The sequence below is a fragment of the Halomonas sp. EF61 genome (assembly GCF_040147045.1).
Taxonomy (GTDB): Bacteria; Pseudomonadota; Gammaproteobacteria; order Pseudomonadales; family Halomonadaceae; genus Halomonas; species Halomonas litopenaei.
Map to the genome: position 1 here is coordinate 1,959,297 of NZ_JAMSHM010000001.1, position 18,763 is coordinate 1,978,059.

19 protein-coding genes, 1 tRNA gene and 1 pseudogene are annotated in these 18,763 nt (G+C 65.8%); 7 read left to right on the top strand and 14 right to left on the bottom strand.

Features of this window, described 5'->3' with window-relative positions; genetic code table 11:
- Positions 1 to 109: 109 nt before the first annotated feature.
- Positions 110 to 859 carry a hypothetical protein gene (locus NFI08_RS08685; protein ID WP_052704223.1) on the top strand — a complete coding sequence of 250 codons (750 nt, stop codon included), beginning with the start codon at positions 110 to 112 and terminating at the stop codon, positions 857 to 859.
- 235 nt (positions 860 to 1,094) lie between these two features.
- Here the strand turns inward: NFI08_RS08685 and NFI08_RS08690 are convergent, their stop codons facing one another.
- Positions 1,095 to 1,940 (bottom strand): Tim44 domain-containing protein, encoded by an 846-nt coding sequence (locus tag NFI08_RS08690; protein ID WP_045991358.1) that lies wholly within the window; start codon positions 1,938 to 1,940, stop codon positions 1,095 to 1,097.
- Positions 1,941 to 2,078: 138 nt separating this feature from the next.
- On the opposite strand from NFI08_RS08690, the gene NFI08_RS08695 reads away from it, so the two are divergent.
- Positions 2,079 to 2,660, top strand: a complete 582-nt coding sequence (locus tag NFI08_RS08695) for an isochorismatase family protein (protein ID WP_045991357.1) — start codon at positions 2,079 to 2,081, stop codon at positions 2,658 to 2,660.
- A gap of 124 nt (positions 2,661 to 2,784) precedes the next feature.
- On the opposite strand, the gene yaaA is transcribed toward NFI08_RS08695, so the two are convergent.
- Complete coding sequence (gene yaaA, locus NFI08_RS08700; protein WP_045991356.1) at positions 2,785 to 3,561, bottom strand: peroxide stress protein YaaA; 777 nt, start codon at positions 3,559 to 3,561, stop codon at positions 2,785 to 2,787.
- 178 nt (positions 3,562 to 3,739) lie between these two features.
- The gene (locus NFI08_RS08705; protein WP_213230540.1) at positions 3,740 to 4,771 is read right to left on the bottom strand and encodes an NADP(H)-dependent aldo-keto reductase; all 1,032 of its coding nucleotides are present in this window, start codon (positions 4,769 to 4,771) and stop codon (positions 3,740 to 3,742) included.
- 258 nt (positions 4,772 to 5,029) lie between these two features.
- Here NFI08_RS08705 and NFI08_RS08710 point away from each other — a divergent pair.
- Both NFI08_RS08710 and NFI08_RS08715 read left to right on the top strand, forming a co-directional pair.
- Positions 5,030 to 5,485 (top strand): annotated as a pseudogene (locus NFI08_RS08710) (tetratricopeptide repeat protein); the annotation flags it as partial.
- Positions 5,486 to 5,821: 336 nt separating this feature from the next.
- Complete coding sequence (locus NFI08_RS08715; protein WP_108131597.1) at positions 5,822 to 6,328, top strand: hypothetical protein; 507 nt, start codon at positions 5,822 to 5,824, stop codon at positions 6,326 to 6,328.
- A 187-nt stretch (positions 6,329 to 6,515) separates the two neighbouring features.
- Here NFI08_RS08715 and NFI08_RS08720 read toward each other — a convergent pair whose 3' ends face one another.
- From NFI08_RS08720 to NFI08_RS08750, 7 genes are all read right to left on the bottom strand, one after another.
- Positions 6,516 to 7,484, bottom strand: a complete 969-nt coding sequence (locus NFI08_RS08720) for an NAD(P)H-quinone oxidoreductase (protein ID WP_349588653.1) — start codon at positions 7,482 to 7,484, stop codon at positions 6,516 to 6,518.
- Between the two features lie 66 nt (positions 7,485 to 7,550).
- Positions 7,551 to 8,102: an LOG family protein gene (locus NFI08_RS08725; RefSeq protein ID WP_349588656.1), complete on the bottom strand. Its 552-nt coding sequence runs from the start codon at positions 8,100 to 8,102 to the stop codon at positions 7,551 to 7,553.
- 54 nt (positions 8,103 to 8,156) lie between these two features.
- The gene (locus NFI08_RS08730; protein ID WP_045991352.1) at positions 8,157 to 8,678 is read right to left on the bottom strand and encodes a DUF501 domain-containing protein; all 522 of its coding nucleotides are present in this window, start codon (positions 8,676 to 8,678) and stop codon (positions 8,157 to 8,159) included.
- Positions 8,662 to 8,976, bottom strand: a complete 315-nt coding sequence (locus NFI08_RS08735) for a hypothetical protein (protein WP_045991351.1) — start codon at positions 8,974 to 8,976, stop codon at positions 8,662 to 8,664. Before NFI08_RS08735 ends, NFI08_RS08730 begins: the two co-directional genes overlap by 17 nt.
- Positions 8,977 to 9,127: 151 nt before the next feature.
- Positions 9,128 to 9,595, bottom strand: a complete 468-nt coding sequence (gene ybaK / locus NFI08_RS08740) for a Cys-tRNA(Pro) deacylase (RefSeq protein ID WP_045991350.1) — start codon at positions 9,593 to 9,595, stop codon at positions 9,128 to 9,130.
- Between the two features lie 2 nt (positions 9,596 to 9,597).
- Positions 9,598 to 10,002 (bottom strand): acyl-CoA thioesterase, encoded by a 405-nt coding sequence (locus tag NFI08_RS08745; RefSeq protein WP_045991349.1) that lies wholly within the window; start codon positions 10,000 to 10,002, stop codon positions 9,598 to 9,600.
- A gap of 144 nt (positions 10,003 to 10,146) precedes the next feature.
- On the bottom strand, positions 10,147 to 10,950 hold the full coding sequence (locus NFI08_RS08750) for a hypothetical protein (protein WP_045991348.1): 804 nt from the start codon (positions 10,948 to 10,950) through the stop codon (positions 10,147 to 10,149).
- A gap of 62 nt (positions 10,951 to 11,012) precedes the next feature.
- On the opposite strand from NFI08_RS08750, the gene NFI08_RS08755 reads away from it, so the two are divergent.
- A complete protein-coding gene (locus NFI08_RS08755; RefSeq protein WP_045991373.1) occupies positions 11,013 to 11,348 on the top strand; it encodes a hypothetical protein in 336 nt (111 codons plus the stop codon).
- 16 nt (positions 11,349 to 11,364) lie between these two features.
- On the opposite strand, the gene NFI08_RS08760 is transcribed toward NFI08_RS08755, so the two are convergent.
- Positions 11,365 to 11,799 carry a hypothetical protein gene (locus tag NFI08_RS08760; RefSeq protein ID WP_045991372.1) on the bottom strand — a complete coding sequence of 145 codons (435 nt, stop codon included), beginning with the start codon at positions 11,797 to 11,799 and terminating at the stop codon, positions 11,365 to 11,367.
- An 83-nt stretch (positions 11,800 to 11,882) separates the two neighbouring features.
- Between NFI08_RS08760 and NFI08_RS08765 the strand changes: the two genes are divergently transcribed.
- On the top strand, positions 11,883 to 13,067 hold the full coding sequence (locus NFI08_RS08765; protein WP_349588663.1) for a MalY/PatB family protein: 1,185 nt from the start codon (positions 11,883 to 11,885) through the stop codon (positions 13,065 to 13,067).
- 106 nt (positions 13,068 to 13,173) lie between these two features.
- Here the strand turns inward: NFI08_RS08765 and NFI08_RS08770 are convergent, their stop codons facing one another.
- Complete coding sequence (locus NFI08_RS08770; protein WP_045991346.1) at positions 13,174 to 14,118, bottom strand: thioredoxin family protein; 945 nt, start codon at positions 14,116 to 14,118, stop codon at positions 13,174 to 13,176.
- A 403-nt stretch (positions 14,119 to 14,521) separates the two neighbouring features.
- A tRNA-Met gene (locus NFI08_RS08775) sits at positions 14,522 to 14,598 on the bottom strand.
- Positions 14,599 to 14,967: 369 nt separating this feature from the next.
- On the opposite strand from NFI08_RS08775, the gene phbB reads away from it, so the two are divergent.
- Positions 14,968 to 15,714, top strand: coding sequence for an acetoacetyl-CoA reductase (phbB, locus tag NFI08_RS08780; protein ID WP_045991345.1), 747 nt, complete (start codon positions 14,968 to 14,970; stop codon positions 15,712 to 15,714).
- A 150-nt stretch (positions 15,715 to 15,864) separates the two neighbouring features.
- Here the strand turns inward: phbB and NFI08_RS08785 are convergent, their stop codons facing one another.
- Complete coding sequence (locus NFI08_RS08785) at positions 15,865 to 18,642, bottom strand: DUF349 domain-containing protein (RefSeq protein WP_349588667.1); 2,778 nt, start codon at positions 18,640 to 18,642, stop codon at positions 15,865 to 15,867.
- Positions 18,643 to 18,763 lie beyond the last annotated feature (121 nt).

Sequence of the window (18,763 nt, forward strand, 5' to 3'; positions counted from 1 at the left end):
CCGGGCCGGCACTTGCATGGCATCATTGATGCCGTCGGTACTAGCCAAGTCGCGATTGTCACTCTAATGTAAACGGGGAAGTTACAAATTTTTCTCCGGGAGGTGCTTCATGAAGCAAGGAATGTTTCGTCGTCTGGCCCTGGCCAGCGCTGTGGCGTCCATGATGCTGGTACTGGCGGGTTGCGAGGACGACGCGGCCGAAGACGCTGGCGCTCAGGTGGACGATGCACGCGAAGCGGTGGAAGAGCAGGCGCAGGAGACCGCCGCCGAAGCGGAGCAGTTGGCCGAGGACGCCGGAGAGGCGATGAGCGAGACCGCCGACGATGCCGAGCAGGCGATGGATGAAGCCGCCGCCGAAGCGGAGCAGCAGGCCGAGGACGCCGGAGAGGCGATGAGCGAGACCGCCGACGACGCTGAGCAGGCGATGGATGAAGCCGCTGCCGATGCCGAACAGCAGGCCGAAGAGGCGGAGCAGGCAATGGATGAAACTGCTGCCGACGCTGAACAGGCGATGGATGAAGCCGCCGCCGATGCCGAGCAGCAGGCCGAGGACGCCGAGCAGGCGATGGACGAAACCGCTGCCGATGCCGAACAGCAGGCCGACGAGGCTGCCGCAGGAGCCTCCAACCTGGTCGACGATGCTCAGGAAGCGCTGGGTGATGCTGCCGATGCCGTGCAAGAGCAGGCCAACGAGGCCATGGAGGGCATGAGCAATCTGGCAGAGGACGCCCAGAATGCCCTGAGCGATATGGCCGGTGACGCCGAACAGGGGGCCGATGCGGCTGCCGAGAGCGCGGGTCAGGCGGTCGAGGAAGCCGGTGACGAGGTCGAGCAGGCGACCGACGAGGCGGCCCAGTAAGTCGAACCTTCTGGTCGGGGCTTTTGCGCCGGGCGTCGGTTCTACAGGCTCGGTTTCTTCAGGCTTGGCGCCTTCATGGCGCCTTCATGGCGCCTTCAGACGCACCCACCGGCCCTTGAGCCCGTCAGAAACACAAAAAGGCCGAGATCCTGGATCTCGGCCTTTTTGCGTTGCCTATTTGTGGGCTGGGTGGCCATCACTGCCCGCCGCTGAGGGCGGCAGGCAGCGACGATGATCAGCCGTTCTGCTCGATGCCCTGGATGTACCAGGGGGCATCGTCACGCATTTCGCGGATCAGGTGCCAGGTCTCGTTGAACTCGGTTTCGCTGCCGTTTTCCTTGAGCACGCCGTGGAACAGCACCCGCGCCTCGGCCTGGTTGGCGAACTCCTGAACGCCGCCGAGCTCCGCAAACAGGCGCACGATTTCGGTCTGGTTGTTGGCCGGCTCCTGGGCCCGCTGTTCGCGCAGCAGGTTGTAGAGTTCCGGCGTCACGTACTCCTGGATGCGCGGCAGGTCGTTGTTGTCCCAGGCCCGCTGCAGGGTCATGAAGTGCTCCTTGGCACCGCCGAGGAAGCGTTCACGGTCGAACCAGGCGGGGTCTCCCTGAGGCCCTCCGGTCTGAGTGCCTGCGCTGTGGGCACCGAGACCTCCGGCGGAGCCTGGCATGTTGAACGGTGAGCTCTGGTGCTGTTCACGGTGCATGCCGGATGAACCGCCTCCCGCCGATGCGGTGGCCGTGCGCCGCCGTGCCAGCAGCTTGAACAGCAGGAAGGCCGCGCCTGCCATCAGCAGCAGGTCGACCATGCCGAGGCCATCGAAGGCGCCGCCGAAGAACAGCGCGCCGAGGAGGCTGCCGGCCAGCAGACCGCCGAGCATACCGCCCATCAGGCCGCTCTTCTTGCCGGCGGTCGGGGCGGCGTTGGGACGAGCGGTGTTCTGTGACTGGGTCGCACTGGGGCTGGCCTGGCGCGAGTAGGAACCAACACTCTTGCCGCCACCCAGGCGGCGGGCGTCGGCGCTGTCGACGGCAAGGCCGAAGCCCATCACGCCGACAAGGATCATCACGAGAAGGTGACGCATCGAAGACATCTCCGTAGTTCGGCCTGCATTGGCCAGTCTGGGCCTTTGACCCTGGTGGTCAGAGGCACGTCGCTCGTCCATTCTAGCGATAACGGGCGCCGCGGGAAGCCGTGTACAACGAAAAGTCGAGGAGACCCCATGCTGATCGAACGTAGTGACAGTCTGCTGCTGGTGGTCGACGTGCAGACGGCATTGATGCCGGTGGTGGAAAGAGGGGATCAGGCGATCACCGAGATCGGCTGGCTGGCGGCCGTGGCAGAGCGCCTGGAGGTGCCTGTGTGGGTGACCGAGCAGTATCCTCAGGGGCTCGGGGCGACCGAGCCGCGACTGAAATGTGCCCTGCCACAGAGCACCCGCTGGTTCACCAAGAGTCACTTCAACGCCTGCCGGGAGCGCGATATTGCACAGGCCTTCGAGGCGGCTGCGCCGCGTCAGGTCGTGATTGCCGGGGCCGAAGCCCATATCTGTGTGCTGCAGACGGCACTTGGCCTGCTGGAACGGGGTGTCGAGCTGTTCTGGCTGGTCGAAGGCTGCGTCAGTCGCCGCAGCGATGAAGCGAGACTTGCCGGCGAGCGCGCAAGACAGGCCGGCGCCTGGCAAGTCAGCGCCGACATGGTGGCCTACGAATGGCTGGAACGCTGTGACGACGCGACCTTTCGCGAGGTGCATCGTGAACTGCTGCGCCCCAGGGCGTCCCGGCCGCTGCGGCTGGCGCCCTGAGGATCACAGCTGGCGCGCCAGCCAAGCCAGACAATAAAGCCACGCCTTCATGATCGCTGAAAGGTGGCACCGTGCACCGTCTGCGGCGCACGGACGAGCGCTACCGGCGTAGCGGCGGCGCGACTCAGGCGGGGTTGTCGCGGGTGAACACCAGGGTGCCACCCTCGGACTCGGCGGCGTTGAAGCGGTACCCGGCCACGTCGAAGTCCTTGAGCCCTTCCTTGTCGTCCAGGCGTTGCTGGATCATCCAGGCGGCCATCAGTCCCCGGGCCTTCTTGGCGTAGAAGCTGATGATCTTGTAGCGATCGTTCTTCCAGTCCTTGAACACCGGGGTGACCACTTCGGCCTTGAGCTTTCTGGCATCGATGGCCTTGAAGTACTCGTTGGAGGCCAGGTTGACCAGCACAGGTGTTCCGCTCTGTGCCACCGCCCGGTCGAGCTCCTCGGTCAGCAGCGGCTTCCAGAAGGCGTAGAGGTCCTTGCCCTTGGCGTTTTCCAGACGGGTGCCCATTTCCAGGCGATAGGGCTGGATCAGATCCAGCGGGCGCAGCAGGCCATAGAGGCCCGACAGGATGCGCAGATGATCCTGGGCGAAGCGGTTGTCAGCTTCATCGAAGGCGTCGGCCTGCAGGCCGACGTAGACGTCGCCCTGGAAGGCCTGGGCGGCGACCTTGGCGTTGTCCGGAGTGAACGGGGTCTGCCACTGACCGAAGCGCGCCGCGTTGAGTCCGGCGATCTTGTCGCTGACGCCCATCAGCTCCGAGATGCGGGCCGGGCTGTAGTCGCGCAGGATGTCGATCAGCTCGCGGGAGCGGTCGAGGTAGTCGGGCTCGCTGTGGATATCGGTGGTGGCCGGGGTCTCGAAGTCCAGCGTCTTGGCCGGAGAGATCACGCTGAGCATGGGCGTGCTCCTGATGTCAGGTAGGGAAAATTGGCAAGTGGCAGTCATTGTACCAAGCCCCGCCGCCGCTCGGGACGAGGGCGAGGCTATGGACACCATAGTAAAGAGGGCATGCCTGCCGGCAAGGGCAGGCGTTGTTCTCTACTTGAGGCCGGGGCTGGGGGGGGGCGAGGCCGCTTCAGGGGCTGGGGTTGGGCAGCCTGTGATGGATGGCCTCGATGCCTTCGATGACGTCGTCGGCCAGCACCAGGGCCTCCGAGGCGAGGTTGCTCTCGAGCTGCTCCATGGTGGTCGCGCCGATGATGTTGCTGGTCAGGAAGGAGCGCGAGTTGACGTAGGCCAGCGCCATCTGGGCCGGGTCCAGGGCGTGCTCGCGGGCCAGTTCGACGTAGGCCCGGGTAGCATCGATCGCTTGATCGGAGCTGTAGCGGCTGAAGCGGTCCCACAGGGTCAGGCGGGCGCCAGGCGGACGGGCGCCGTCCAGATACTTGCCCGACAGCACACCGAAGGCCAGCGGCGAGTAGGCCAGCAGTCCCACCTGTTCGCGGTGAGCGATCTCTGCCAGCCCCACCTCGAAGGTCCGGTTGAGCAGGTTGTAGGGGTTCTGTATCGAGGCGACCCGCGGCAGGCCCAGGGACTCGGCCAGTTGCAGGCAGCGCATCACGCCCCAGGGTGTCTCGTTGGACAGACCCACGGCGCGTACCTTGCCGGCATCGACCAGTTCCTTGAGGGCCGACAGTGTCTCTTCCAGATCGGTGGCCTGCTCGTCCTCGTCGTGGGTATAGCCCAGGCGACCGAAGAAGTTGGTCGAACGGTCCGGCCAGTGCAGCTGGTAGAGATCGACGTAGTCGGTGTTCAGGCGTGCAAGGCTTGCGTCGATGGCCTCATGAAGATGGGCGCGAGTCAGGCGAGGTCCGCCGCGGATGTGCTTGATACCGGGGCCGGCAGCCTTGGTGGCGATGACCACGTCGTCGCGGCTTTGGCGGCCCTTGAGCCAGGAGCCTACATAGCTCTCGGTCAGTCCCTGGGTTTCGGCCTTGGGTGGCACCGGGTACATCTCGGCGGCGTCGATGAAGTTGACGCCGAAGGCCACCGCGCGGTCGAGCTGGGCATGGGCCTCGGCCTCGGTGTTCTGCTCGCCGAAGGTCATGGTTCCAAGGCACAGGCGACTGACGTCGATGCCGGTGTTGCCAAGGGGACGGATCTGCATGGGGACTCCTTGTGGTAGGCCTTTGTCAGGGGGGCGCAGCGCCGCCGCCGGACCGTTTTTGCTGCAAAGCATCGAGATGGTACCTTTGGCCGATAGGGGTCGCCAAATCCCGGGGGTTGAGTCCGTATCGGGCCAGGCGTATGCTTGCCACCCCGTTGCCGCGGAGGAGTCCGTGGCACCGTCGATTCAACAGGAGATCGCCCGCGACACAGGAGGTGTCCGGTCCGACTTCCATCCTTTGGACTCAAGGTTGTTGCCATGCAGCAGGCATCGTCACTGAAGACGCGGCTCGAGTACCGTCTGGCCCAGCAGTTGTTTCACACTCGCTGGTTGCCCCGCTCGCCGCGAACCCAGAGGCTGACCATGCGTCTGTTTCAACGCTGTGCGGACGCCGGGCACCCGGCAGCACTGTCGTTGTACGGGCACATGCTGTTTCACCGGTCACGGGCACCCCAGGACAAGGCACGCGGCGCTCGCTACGTGCTGCAGGCCGCCCATGGCGGGGACGTCAGGGCGCAGTACCAGGCAGGCCAGATCCACGAACATGGCTGCGCGCTGTACCCGGCGCGCCACGACCACGCCGTGACCTGGTACGCCCGGGCCGGGGAAGCGGGTCATGCGTTGGCGGCGGCGCGCCTGGAGCGCGCCTACCGGGATGGTGAGCTGTCGCTACCGGTGGATCCAGAGCGTGCCGCCTACTGGGCGGTGCTGGCTTCTGCAGGGCAGGCCTCGTCAGGACAGCCCTCGTCAGAGCAAACCTTGGCACGGCAGGCCTCGCCAGGTTCGGCCAATAGCGCCCTGGCCAATGGGCAGCCTGTCCCGGGTCAGTCCGCCAGGCAAGACGGTGTCACGCTGGACAAAGCGGAAGCCCAACAGCGACACTAGAGGTATCAGGCGCGGCGGTTGGGTCGCGCACGGGTCCCGGTGAGGCCGAGACGAGCGGCGGTTCAGGATTCCCTGGCCGCCGCTGGTAGTTTGGGCCTCGGGTACGGTTTTCGTTGTCGGGTGACGTCGGGGAGGCGTTTTGGCCGACTGTCACGACGAGGTTTGCTGCCTGTGGTGTTACCGACTCTGCTGGATATCGAAGCCTCTGGATTCGGGCGCGGCAGCTACCCGATCGAAATCGGCCTGGCGCGGCCGGACGGCAGCTGCTGCGCCTTTCTGATTCAGCCCCTCGAGGAATGGACCCACTGGGATCCCAAGGCCGAGCTGCTGCACGGGATATCCCGGGCCCGGCTCGAGCGCGAGGGCTATCCGGTACGTCACGTCGCCCGTTGGCTTAACGATGAGCTGCACGATATCGGCATCGCCTACAGCGATAGCTGGGGGTACGACAACACCTGGATGTCGCTGCTGTTTCACCACGCCGGCATGATCCCCGCCTTCCGCCTGGAAGCGCTGCGGCGGTTGCTCGACGAGACCCAGATGGCGATGTGGAGCGACATCAAGGAGTCGGTGATCGAGGAGCGGGGCATCCAGCGCCATCGCGCCGGCGAGGACGCCCGGCTGCTGCAGTTGACCTTCGCCCGCACCCAGGAGCTCAGCGCGCGCCGCTGACGCTCACTGTCTATCGCTCTCGCTGACGCTCACTCTTTCTCGCGTTCTTTCTCGCACTCTTTGCTTCGCCATGGCGCCGCTCTCTATGGAGCTGTTGGGAGCCTGCCTACCTGAACAGTTACCCACAGCCGGTCCGACTGACCGTCTGTGGATAACGTGCGCTGGTGTGAACCTTCAGGGAGCGAGATCAATCGGCGGCGACACGCAGCAGCAGCTTGCCGGTGTTGGCATTGTCGGCGAGGTGCTGGTGGGCGGCCTCGACCTCCGCGATGGGCCAGTCGGCGTCGATCAGCGGAGCGAGCTCGCCGCGCTCGAGCCTTGGCCACACGTGGCGAGCGAGTTCACCCAGAATCCTGCCCTTGTCTTCCGGTGACCTGGCCCGCAGGGTCGAGCCGATCAGGCGCTGGCGCTTCATCAGCAGGCGGCCGATATCGAGCTCGGCGTGGCGTCCGCCCATCAGCCCGAGCACCACCATTCGTCCATCGGCGGCCAGCACCCGTTGATTGTCGGCCAGATAGCTGGCCCCCACCGGGTCGAGGATCAGGTTGACCTCGCCGAATGCCTTGACCGCCTCGACGAAACTGCCCTGGTGGCGGTTCCAGCCCGCCCTGGCACCCAGCGACAGGCAGCGCTTGAGCTTTTCATCGCTGCCCACGGTGACAAAGCAGGGGTGACCGAACTCGCGGCACAGCTGGATCGCGGCGGTACCGACGCCGCTGGCGGCGGCGTGCAGCAGCACCTGTTCGCCTTCGGCGAGTTGGCCTTCGATGAACAGGTTCAGCCAGGCGGTGGCGTAGACCTCCGGCAGGGCGGCGGCCTCGCGCAGGCCAAGGCCATCGGGCACCGGCAGCACCTGGCGTTCGTCCACGCAGACCTTCTCGGCGTAGCCGCCACCGGCCAGCAGCGCGCACACTTGCTGCCCAACCTGGAGCTTTTCGACCTCGGGGCCGAGCGCCACCACGCTACCGCTGACTTCCAGTCCCAGCACCTCGGAGGCGCCTGGGGGCGGTGGGTACTGACCGGCGCGCTGCATCAGGTCGGCGCGATTGACGCCGGCCCAGGCCACCTCGATATGCACTTCTCTGGCCCGGGGGGCGGGGAGATCGTCGGTGGACCGCCAGATCAGGCGGTCGCCGTCTTGCTGCATGGCGTACATCGGACATCCTCCATGATGAAATGAGAGGTCTACGAGGTGGTTGAGAAGCCGCTTGGACGCAGGAGCCTAGCGCTTGTCCAGGCGGGCCTCGAGCGCCTCCAGCAGGGCGTCAGGGGTGTCTGCACTGATCAGCGTATCGAGGGTGGCGGTGTCGAGAAAGCCCTGCTCCACCCCGGCGTGGAGGAACCTAAGCAAGGGGCGATAGAAGGCGCAGGTGTCGAGAATGCCGATGGGCTTGGCGTGCAGGCCGAGGTAGCGCCAGGTCCAGGTCTCGAAGAATTCCTCCAGGGTGCCGATCCCGCCCGGCAGCATCACGAAGGCGTCGGCGTTGGCCGCCATCTGGGCCTTGCGCTCGTGCATGTCGCCGACACGAACCAGTTCGGTCAGGCCATCGTGGGCCAGCTCCCGGTCCACCAGGTGGTGGGGCATGACGCCGATGACCTGGCCTCCGGCCTCCAGGGTGGCATCGGCCAGCGCGCCCATCAGGCCGACACTGGCGCCACCGTAGACCAGGCCATGGCCGCGTTCGGCCAGGCGCCGGCCGAAGGCGCGGGTATCTTCGAGAAAGCGGGGATCTTCGCCCTGGCGTGAACCAAGATAGACACAGATCTGGGCCATGGAACGTTCTTCCTGTCGCGGCGTGAAGGGGGAGAGCGCTTGTCTGCGAGCAGCTCAGGGCAATAGATCGATGATGCCGTAGTGCTCGTCGACCCACTGGCCGATCACATTGTTGCCGCACAGGTGATGGGCGTACTGGGTGTGCAGGCAGCGCACCTGATCGTGGTTGGCGATGCCGCCGATGCCGCGTTCACGCAGCACCTTGTCATAGCCCAGACGCTCGACCTCGGCACGCTGCTCGGCGCTCATGTGCGCCCAGCGGGTCGCGATGTAGTCCTGGTGGCTTGCATGGTAGGCCGCACGGAAGTCGTCATCCTCCTTCAGCCGGGCTTCCAGCGACTTGATCACGCCGGCGGCCTCGATCCGTGACAGCTCCACCTTGAGCAGCTCTGAACTCAGCCAGAACAGGGTGGGAAACGGCTTGCCGTCGACGATCGGGGCCATGCGCAGCACCAGCGGAGTGCCTTCGCCGTCGGTGGCGGCAAGGGCCTCGATGCCGCGGGGCTCGCGACCGAGCTGCTCGGCGATGATCGCCGTCTGGGCGGCATCGGGGGGCGTGTCAGGACGGATCACCATCGGGGTTGTCTCTTACGAATTTGGTGGAGCGCCCCACCGCGCGAAAGAAGGCACGATTGAGCTGTTCCGGGGTGGGGACGTAGGCCTGCTCGCGCTCGATGAACTCGGCGCCGCGTGCGATCAGCACGTCGTAGAGGCGATTGAACGGGGCATCATAATCGTAGGGATCGGCGCCGAACAAGCGAATGTGCGGATAGTCGGCGAAGCGCTCGAGGAAGAAGGCTTCCAGGCTGGCCTCGGCGGCGCGATGGCGGACCTTGTCGTCCGGGTCCAGCCACAGGGTGTAGCGGATCGCCATGGGCACCTCTGGTGTCGATATGGCTCCACCCTAGCATTTTTGCCATTTTGACGCTTGTTCGGCCGGTCTTTTTACCGCGAACGGGGCAGTCTCGAAGGGCTAGCTCGAAAGGCTGTCTCGAAGCGCTATCTTGAAACGCTATCTCGAAGGGCTATCTCGCCAGCGCCACCACCTGGGCATCGGTCAGCGCGATCAGGTCGTCCGGGGCCAGGGTGATTTCCAGGCCGCGGCGTCCGCCGCTGACGTGGATCTGGCTGTGGTCGTGACAGCTGTCATCGATAAAGGTGGCCAGACGCTTCTTCTGACCCAGCGGGCTGATGCCGCCGACCACATAGCCGGTGGCTCGTTCGGCCGCTTCGGCCTCGGCCATGGCGGCCTTGCGACCCTTGGCCGCCTTGGCCAGGGTCTTGAGGTCGAGCTTGCGCGATACCGGCACGATAGCCACCACCAGGCGCTGGCCATCGATGCTGGCCAGCAGGGTCTTGAACACCGCCGCGGGGTCCAGTCCCAGCGCCTCGGCCGCCTCCTCGCCGTAGGCCGGCGAGCGCGGGTCATGCTCGTAGCTGAGTGTGGAAAACGGTCTGCCGGCCTTTTCCAGCGTCTTGACGGCAGGGGTCATGGTCAGGCGATCTCCGGTTCGTGAAGGTGCTCCATCAGGGCTTCGCGCAGCTCGCCTTCGATCGGCACCGCCTTCTTGGTCTGGTGGTCGAAGTGCACCAGCACGGTGTGGCCGAGATTGGTCAGCTCGCCCTTCTGGTGGGCTTCCTGGGTCACGGTGAAGGAGCTGTTGCCCAGGCGTGACAGGTAAGTGCGAACCTCGATGTCATGGCCATAGTGGAGTTCGGCGCGATAGTCGATCTCCATGCGTGCCATGATCAACCGCCACTTGGCCGGGTCCAGGTCCGGGGTGAACAGTCGGAAGAGGTCGTTGCGTGCCAGCTCGAACCAGGCCGGCAGGCGGGTATTGTTGACGTGACCGAGGGCGTCGGTGTCGTAGAAGGCGGGCTCGATGGTGCGGGTCAGCATAGGGCGTTCTCGTTTGTTGTGGTGGCGATGTGGTGATGTCAGGGTTTCAGGATTGTCCCAAGCAAGCGCTAGGTCAAGATGCGGGCGTCGGCGCGCCCGTCTTGGCTCAACGCTTGGCTCAGCCTTTAGCTCAGCCCTTATCTCTCAACTTCGGCGGCCTGCCCACCACTGCTGCACGCGCATCCACGACAACAGCCACAGGGTGGCGGCGGCGAAGCCCAGCAGGGTGCCTGGCCACAGGCCGAGGCTTGCGTAGGTCAGTGACACCACCAGGGCGTAGCACAGAAGCGAGCCCAGGCCCGCAGGATAGTGCTTGATGACCGTGGCCACTGGCGCTGCCCCCTGGGTCAGGTGGAGGATCACCAGGAACGGGTACATGGTCACCGGGAACGCCGCCATGACCCCGGCCCAGGCGCTCGGCACCACATGGGCGAGGCCGGTGATCAGGAAGATGATGCCCGCGGCGAGCCCTGCCCGAAGCGCCAGCGCGGGCCAGGAGAAACCGCCCTTGGGGGTGGCCTTGACGTCGGGGACCCGGCGATACAGCCAGGTGAAGACGATGATGGCGGCCAGGGTGGTGAGGGTGCCTCCGAGGCGGCTGAAATCGACCTGGGTCAGCAGGCTGCTGGCGGCGAGCCAGGCGGCAAGGCCACCCGCGGTTCCCTGGGCCACGCCCTTGAGCCCGTCACCGCGTGCGGCCAGTAGGTAGCCGCCGCCCAGCGCCAGGGTCGCGGTGAAGCCGGCCAGGGTGTGTACGGCGCTGTCGCTGGCGAACTGGGGCGACAGCTCCAGGCCAATGAAGAACAGTGCGATGGCGGTGCCCAACGGGTAGCCGGAGAGCAGGCCGGCGACCCGGGTGCTGACCCGCTCGGCGATGACCGACAGGCCGAGCACGACGCCGACGGAGATAAGCAGTTTGGCCAGTTGCCAATGAAGGGGGACGTCCATGAGGGGAGGGGGTTCCTTGGGTTATCGTAGGTATCTGGTGACCAGGTTCAAGCGAGATGACCATGACCGAGCTGTCGCCGCCCCCGAGGCCGGAGCGCTGCGAGCTGTGCGCGCGAGGGGCGCCCCTGACCAAGCATCATCTGATACCGCGTTCGCTGCACGGCAAGGCGCGCTATCGCAAGCGCCACGATCGCGTCGAGCGCCTGACGGCGATCCTGTGGGTGTGCCACGGTTGCCACCGCCATCTTCACGCGCTGCTGAGCGAGCGTGAGCTGGCCGACCATTATCGCAGCCGCGAGGCGCTGCTGGCACATCCGGAGATTCGTTCCTTCGTCGAATGGCTGTCGACCAAGCCCGACGGCTTTCGGCCCAAGAGGCCGACCCGGCGAAGAGGCTAGGGCTTCAGTGCGGTGCCTAGACCAGCCTGAGCCCCTGGCGATCGACCCAGGCGGCGGTCACCGCGGCCGCCAGCGGTTGGCGAAGGTGTTCCGGCAGGGCGTCGACGGCGGCGTCGCGGCTGTCGAAGGCGCGATTGCGCAGCCAGCAGTAGGCCCAGGCGCAGGCCTCGGGCTCATCGCCGGGTGTCGGCCGGGCGGGCATCTGGACCAGCAGGAACAGCGCGGTACGCACCGCCCAGTGGGGTGGGATCTCGTCGTTGTCGGCGGCGGCCCAGCGCTCCAGTGTGGCGCCGTCCGGGGTCTCTCCCGGGTCGCCGAGGCCGGCGACCCGGGCGGTTTCTGCCAGGATCAGCGCCAGGCGATCGGGGTCGCCGCGTCCAAGCGCCAGCCACTGGCCGATCAGGGCAGGCATTCCTCGGCATACCTTGGCGAAGAATCCGTGATGCGGCATGGTGCTTGTCATGGGGGAAGCGTCCTTCAAGTGCTTGGCCAGGGTATCCTGGCAACCGACCAGCCATCGTCAGGGAGATGACCATGAAACCCGATTTTGCCACGCCGATCGATCGACGACAGCCCCGCGGTGATGATCGTTCGCCACATTGGCCGTCACAGAAGTGGCACCGCCACGGTGATGACGTCCTGCCGCTGTGGGTCGCGGACATGGACTTCCGCTCGCCCGAGGCGGTGGTCGAGGCGCTGTCGGCGCGCATCGATCACGGCGTCTTTGGCTACGGTCTGGTGGCGGAAAGTCTGGAACAGACACTGATCGACTGGAGTGCCAGCCACTATGGCTGGGACATCGAGGCCCGCTGGCAGCACTGGCTGCCGGGGGTGGTACCGGCGTTGCACCTGGCGAGCCTGGCCTTTACCGAGCCTGGCGATGGGGTGCTGACGGTGACGCCTATCTATCCGCCGTTCTTGCAGGTGGCCAGGCGCACCGGGCGCCTGCCCCAGCAGGCAGCCATGCGCCCGCCCCAGGCGCCGGGCGAGCCCTGGACGCTGGACCTCGAGGCGCTGGAGGCGGCGATCACCGAGCGGACCCGGCTGCTTCTGTGGTGCCAGCCCCACAACCCTACCGGACGAGCCTGGCGCCGCGATGAGCTCGAAGGACTCGCCGAACTGGTCGAGCGTCATCGGTTGATTGTGGTCTCAGACGAGCTGCACTGCGACCTGCTGCTCGACGAAGGAGCGCGCCACCAGCCCCTGGCCGCCGCCTTCCCGGCGCTTGCCGATCGCATCATCACCCTGTGGGCGCCCTCCAAGACCTTCAATCTGGCTGGGCTGACCGCCGCCTGCGCGATTTGCCCTGACGGCGGCCTGAGAAAACGCTTTCGCGATACCGCCAAGGGATTGATGCCGGACGCCAATGTGCTCGGGCTGGTGGCGGCTGAGGCCGCCTATCGCCACGGCGAGCCCTGGCGCCAGGAGTTGTTGACGGTACTGCGTGGCCACCGCCAGACGCTGGTCGAGCGTGTCGCTGGCTGGCCCGGCGTGGGCTTCAGCGCCCCCGAGTCGACCTATCTGGCCTGGCTCGATCTGCGCCAGTTGACCCTGGGGGCCGAAAAATCGCCTGCCTCGGCATTGCTCGAGCGAGCCGGGGTCGCGCTGTCGGATGGCGCCGACTTCGGCTGGCCGGGCTTTGCGCGGCTCAATTTCGGCACCACGGCCACCCAGCTTGACGAGGCGCTGGCGCGCCTGGACCAGGTGCTGGGCGGCTGAGTGGCGCTGGCGTAATAACCTCAACAACGAAAACGGGGCCTTCGAAGGGCCCCGTTTTCATCTTTTTTAGGCGATGAGCGGCAAGGCGCTCGACGTCTCGATCCACTCAGTAGAGCAGGGCGAACAGCTTGCGGCGGTAGCTCACCGTCAGCGGATGATCGGCGCCGAGTGCGTCGAACACCCGCAGCAGGGTCTTGCGCGCCAGGTCGTCACCGTAGGCACGGTCGCGCTTCATCACTGCCAGCAATCCTTCCAGGCCGGGTTCATAGTCACCGTCGGCCACCTGGCGCAGCGCCCTCAGATAGTTGGCCTCGCTGTCGTCACGCCCCTCCAGGGCGGCCAGGGTCTCGGCGTCGGGCGCTTCTTCGCCGAACTCGATGCTGGCACGAACGCCGCGGGCCTCGGGACCGTCGCGGTCTTCCGGAGGTAGCGCGTCAAGCAGGGCGCGCGCTTCATCATTGCGACCTTCCGCCACCAGCACTCGGGCCATCTGGATCTGGTAGGCCAAGTGGTCGGGGTACTGCTGTGTCAGCTGCTGCAGGATCTCCAGCGCGGTGGCGGTGTCGCCCGCCGCCAGGGCCTGCTCGGCCTGTTCTTCGGGGCTTGCCGGAGCATCTTCCGGGGCCGGGAAGTAGCGGCCCAGCCACTCGCGAATTTCCTTTTCCGGCAAGGCGCCCTGGAAGTGGTCCACCAGACCGCCCTGGCTGATCAACTTGACGTCGGGTACCGAGCGTACGCCGAGCTGGCCGGCGATGTCCTGGTTGTCGTCGATGTTGAGCTTGGCCAGCAGGAAGGTGCCGGCGTACTCGCGGGTCAGCTTTTCCAGCACCGGCATCAGGTTCTTGCAGGGCTCGCACCAGGGGGCCCAGCAGTCCAGCAGCACCGGGATGCGCATGGACAGCTCCAGCACCTGCTGAATGTTGCTGCGGTCGACGTCGAAGATCAGGTCGCTGTCGGCCGGCCCCTGGGACGCCGCGGCGGCACCCTGGGCGGGTTCGCTGCTCGGATCGCTGCTCAGAGGTTCGCCTGTACGAGGGTCGACGATGGGCATGGGACACAACCTTGTCAAAAGTGAATTGCCCTAAAGATGCGGGCGACGGCCACCGACTTCAAGGCGCCTGCCGATACGCCGGAGCATGCCTGGAATCGATGACTGGCCAGCGGTGTGCCCAAGACGCGGTAAAGGGCTGCGGCGACGGTCGATTCTTGACCGACTCGGGTTGATCGAGGTCAGCTCTTCGACGAAAGAAGGAGGGGTGGATGGCTAATCCGGGGACACGGAAGCGCCAAAAAATATCGAATTGGCACAGAAAAATTAAGATTTAATCAGGGGGCGGGCTTCGTAGTACAGCGATGCCGCAACGGCGTCTGGTGGCGAAGCGCTGGCCTCGGCCAGCACCGGACAGCCAACAAAAAAACGAGGCAGTCCCGAAGGACTGCCTCGTTTTCGTATTTGGTAGCGGGGACCGGATTTGAACCGATGACCTTCGGGTTATGAGCCCGACGAGCTACCAGACTGCTCCACCCCGCATCAACGAGGACGTAGTATACGGATAATTCTGGCTGCGTCAACCCTGTGCGATTTCGGGTGTGATGGGTCGTGCCGTTCGGGCGCTGTGGTCCATACTGGAGTGGCTGTCATGCAAATGTCAGTGCTAGACGCTAGCCTGGTGGATAGTCGTTGTGGACGTTGATTCGACGCAGTACCACGACGAAGGCCTGCCGAGGTAGGCAGGTGGGGCTGGGCGTCGCAGTGGCAGGAGGCCACCCGCGATCGCTCTGGGCCCGAGGTTCCTGGTTGCGCGAATGCGCAGCACCAGAGCATCCACTGCTATACATGCTTGCAACAACAAGTGCCGTCGCCAAGCGGCGGCGTGAAGGACAATCAGGGAGGTCGTCTATGACTCAGCAAAAGCCCGTCGCGTGGGTCACCGGTGGTACTGGTGGTATCGGAAGCTCAATCTGTCGCGAACTGGCGGATGCCGGCTATCAGGTAGTGGCCGGTTACAACAATCCTGACAAGGCCAAGACCTGGCTGGAGACCCAGAAGTCGGATGGCTATGACAATATCGACATCGCCGGCATCGATCTGACCGATTTCGAGGCCTGCCAGAATGGCGTCAAGGCGATCGAGGACCAGCATGGGCCGATCGCAGTGCTGGTCAACTGTGCCGGTATCACCAAGGATGGCACCTTGAAGAAGATGTCGGCGGACCAGTGGAACGTGGTCATCGACACCAACCTCAACAGCGTCTTCAATACCTGCCGCAGCGTGATCGAGAGCATGCTGGAGCAGGGCTACGGACGGATCATCAACATTTCGTCCATCAACGGCCGCAAGGGTCAGTTCGGCCAGGTGAACTATTCCGCCGCCAAGGCCGGCATGCACGGTCTGACCATGGCGCTGGCGCAGGAAACTGCGACCAAGGGCATCACCGTCAATACCATCTCGCCTGGCTATATCGCCACCGACATGATCATGAAGATTCCGGAGAAGGTGCGCGAGGCCATTCGCGAGACCATCCCGATGAAGCGGTACGGCACGCCGGAAGAGATCGGCCGCCTGGTCAATTTCCTGGCCAGCAAGGACAACGGTTTTATCACCGGTGCTAATATCGACATCAATGGCGGTCAGTTCATGGGCTGACAGACGTCGCGCCGGGCTCACGAGGCTCGGCGATGTACATTTCGCCAGAAACCACGATGCGAGGCCAAAAGGCCTCGCATCGTGGTTTTCAGGGGTCGAAAGAGTTCAGGGGTTGAAAGAGGGCGGAAGGCACGGCAAGCCGTGCATCGCTCAGGGTGGTGGCAGTTGACTCAGCCCATCCAGCAGGGCGTCGAGCTCCTGTACCTCGCGCTCCCACTGCTGGCGCGACACTGGACCGGTGGCCAGCAGCCCGCACAGTACCGAGATCAGCTCGTCTTCCCGGCTCGGCGCCTGGCCAAGGCTATCGTTGAGGCGGTCGACCTGGATCGCCAGGCGCAGTGGCTCGTCCTGGTGGCCGATCGGATGGCCCGCCAGGAGCGCCAGGTGCACCCGCAGTCGTGCCAGACGCTCGGCGACTTCCTCCGCTGGAGCAGGATCGCGTCGTGCGGCGTTGCGCTGTGCGTGGGCCTGTTTCAGCGCCGGCGGCAACGATAACGCGGCAGGAATCTCCACATCACTGCAGAGGCGACCGGCGAGGCAGTCATCGTCGGCCTCAAGGTGCTCGAGAATCAGGGGTTTGACCTCGCGCCAACGTCCGACGACCTCTGCCACGGAGAGCCGTTCCAGGCGCTCGCGCCGAGCCCGTACGATGCCGGCCCAGCGCTTGCGCATGCCTTCGGTGCGCCGGCCCGATGGTAGCGGTTCCAGAGCGCTGGCCTCATCCACCGCCTTGTCCAGCCAGTCGGCCTCGCTGCTTGCCGCGGGTTGCCAGGCATCGATGCGGTCGATCAGGGCCTGCATCTGTTCCAGGCGCTCGCGAGCACGCTGGGCACGATCATCGCGCTCGGCGTCACGCTGGGCGAAGATCTGGTCGCATAGTTGGCGGAATTCTCGCCACAGGGTCTGCTCCTCGCCCTTGGGCGCGCGCCCCAGTTCGCGCCAGCGCTGTTGCAGTGCCTTGGCCTGGTCGGCTCGCTGGCGTGCCGGCAGTCGTGCATCGACCAGCGCTCGGGCCTGGTCGATCACCTCACGCTTGGCGTCGGCGATCTCGTTGGCGCGGCGATCGATCAGCGCCTGCAACTGGTGCCGGATGCGGCCGAAGCGTCGTCCGATGGCCTCTGCGTGATCGCGCGGGACAGGGGCGGTGCGGCGCCACTGTTCCCTGGCCTGGTCGCGGATCTCGCGCAGCGCGTCGGGGTCGGCCTGGGCGGCGGGCTGCTCCAGAAGGGCCTCGATCTGCTCGCACAGCGCTTCGCGTTCTGCCAGGTTGGCCTCGCGCAGGCGCTGTTGTTGTTCACGCCAGGCCTTGAGCGACTCGCGAATACGTTCGGAGGTTGCCCGAAAGCGCTCGGACTGCTCGCGGTTGGCCGCGGCGTCGCCCAATGCCTTCCACTCCTTGACCAGCTGGCGATGGCGGCGGTCACGGTCACGGTCGGTGAGGGTGGCGTCCTGCTCCAGGGCCTCGATGGCCTGGCACAGTTGCTCGCGCTTGGGACCGGCGACGAAGCCGCGCCAGTCGCGCAGTTCGGCGAGTCGTGCGCCGAGGCGCTTGAGTCGAGACTGCTGGGCACCGGCCGAGGACGGCAGCTGATCGGCGAGGTGGCGAAGCCGCTGGTGCAAGCGGCTCGCTCCCTTGAAGGTACCCTCGTCGAGCAGCGCCTCGAGACGATCCAGTTCCTCATCGAAGCGTGTGAGCTGGGACTCCGATGGTTCGTCCCCGGAAAGATCCTTCTCCAGGCGGAGATGGTGTCGCGCACGTTCGAGCCGCGGGTCTGGCGGCAGACCTTCGGGCCACTTGCAGTCGCTCACCAGCTGCTTGAGCGCAGCCTCGTCGCCGGCCCTGATGGCTTCCTCCAGCGGCAGGGCGCGCTCGACCAGGCGCTGGTGGGCCTGGTTGATGGCGTCGTAGTTCTTCAAGGCCTTGTCGTAGCGCTGGCGCAGGCCGTCGTCGGCCAGGTGGATCTCGGACAGTGCCTGCCAGCGGTTGGCCATCAACTGCTTCTGAGCGCGCAGGCTGGCAAGGTCCTGTTCACCGACATATTCGCCCTGATAGAGCGCGGCCAGGCTTTCTTCCAGCGCCATGACCAGTGCCTCTCGGTCCTGGTCGGCCTGCTCGCGGCGCTGTCGGTCGGCACGCAGGGCGTGTTCCTGGGCCTCGTGATCGTGAATCACCTTGCGACAGCGCAGGCTGGCCTCCTGGTAGCGCTGCTCCTGCCCGGCGTCGGGCAGATCCGCCAGTCGAGACCACTCGCGCTCCAGATGGCGGAAGCGCCCAGCGTAGAGAGGCTCCCAGGTGGCACGGGCGTGCTGCTCGAGACTGGCCAGCAGTTGCTCGCGTCGTTCCCGAGCCTGTTCCACGGCGTCGGCGTCGGCGCGCAGTCGACCCAGGCGTTCCTTGGCGTCGCGCACCACGTGGCGATCCCGGCGGGCCGCCTGGGCCAGCTGCTTGAGACCTTCCTCGGAGGTGACCCGCTCGGCGGCGGCGTGACGTACGGCGGCGATGCCGTTGTCGCAGGCCTGGCGAATCAGGGCGGCCTCGTCATCGAGCCTGGCCAGGGCGGCGAGTCGCAGCTGCTGGTTATCGCCCTGGAGGGCGATCTCCTCGAGCATCGCCGCGTCGTCCAGGGACTCGACGATCTGCTGGCGGCGGCCAAGTTCGATGCCGCCCTGGCGACCGATCAGCAGCGCGATGAGCTGACGATCCAGCTCGCGTGATCCTTTACCCTCGACGCGCAGCTGCAGCAGTCGCTGTGGGTCGTCCAGGCGTCTCGCCGCGGCGAGACGGACGTCGGGCTCGGTATCCTGGACCAGGGTCTCGAGGGCCTCGCGTTGGCTCTGGGGGTCGAGCCGTTCGGCGGCGTCGCGTCGGACCTGTGGATCGGGATGTCGCCAGCGTGGCGAGAAAAGGCGGCGGAGGAGTCCGGGCATGGGGCTTCCTGCAAAGAAATAAAGAAAGGTGGCGAAACGGCTTCACCATCTTGTTATTGCGCCAGGCTAAGCCGGGCGTCGAGATAGAAAGTTTATCTAAGCATGCGCGCCACCATCAGAA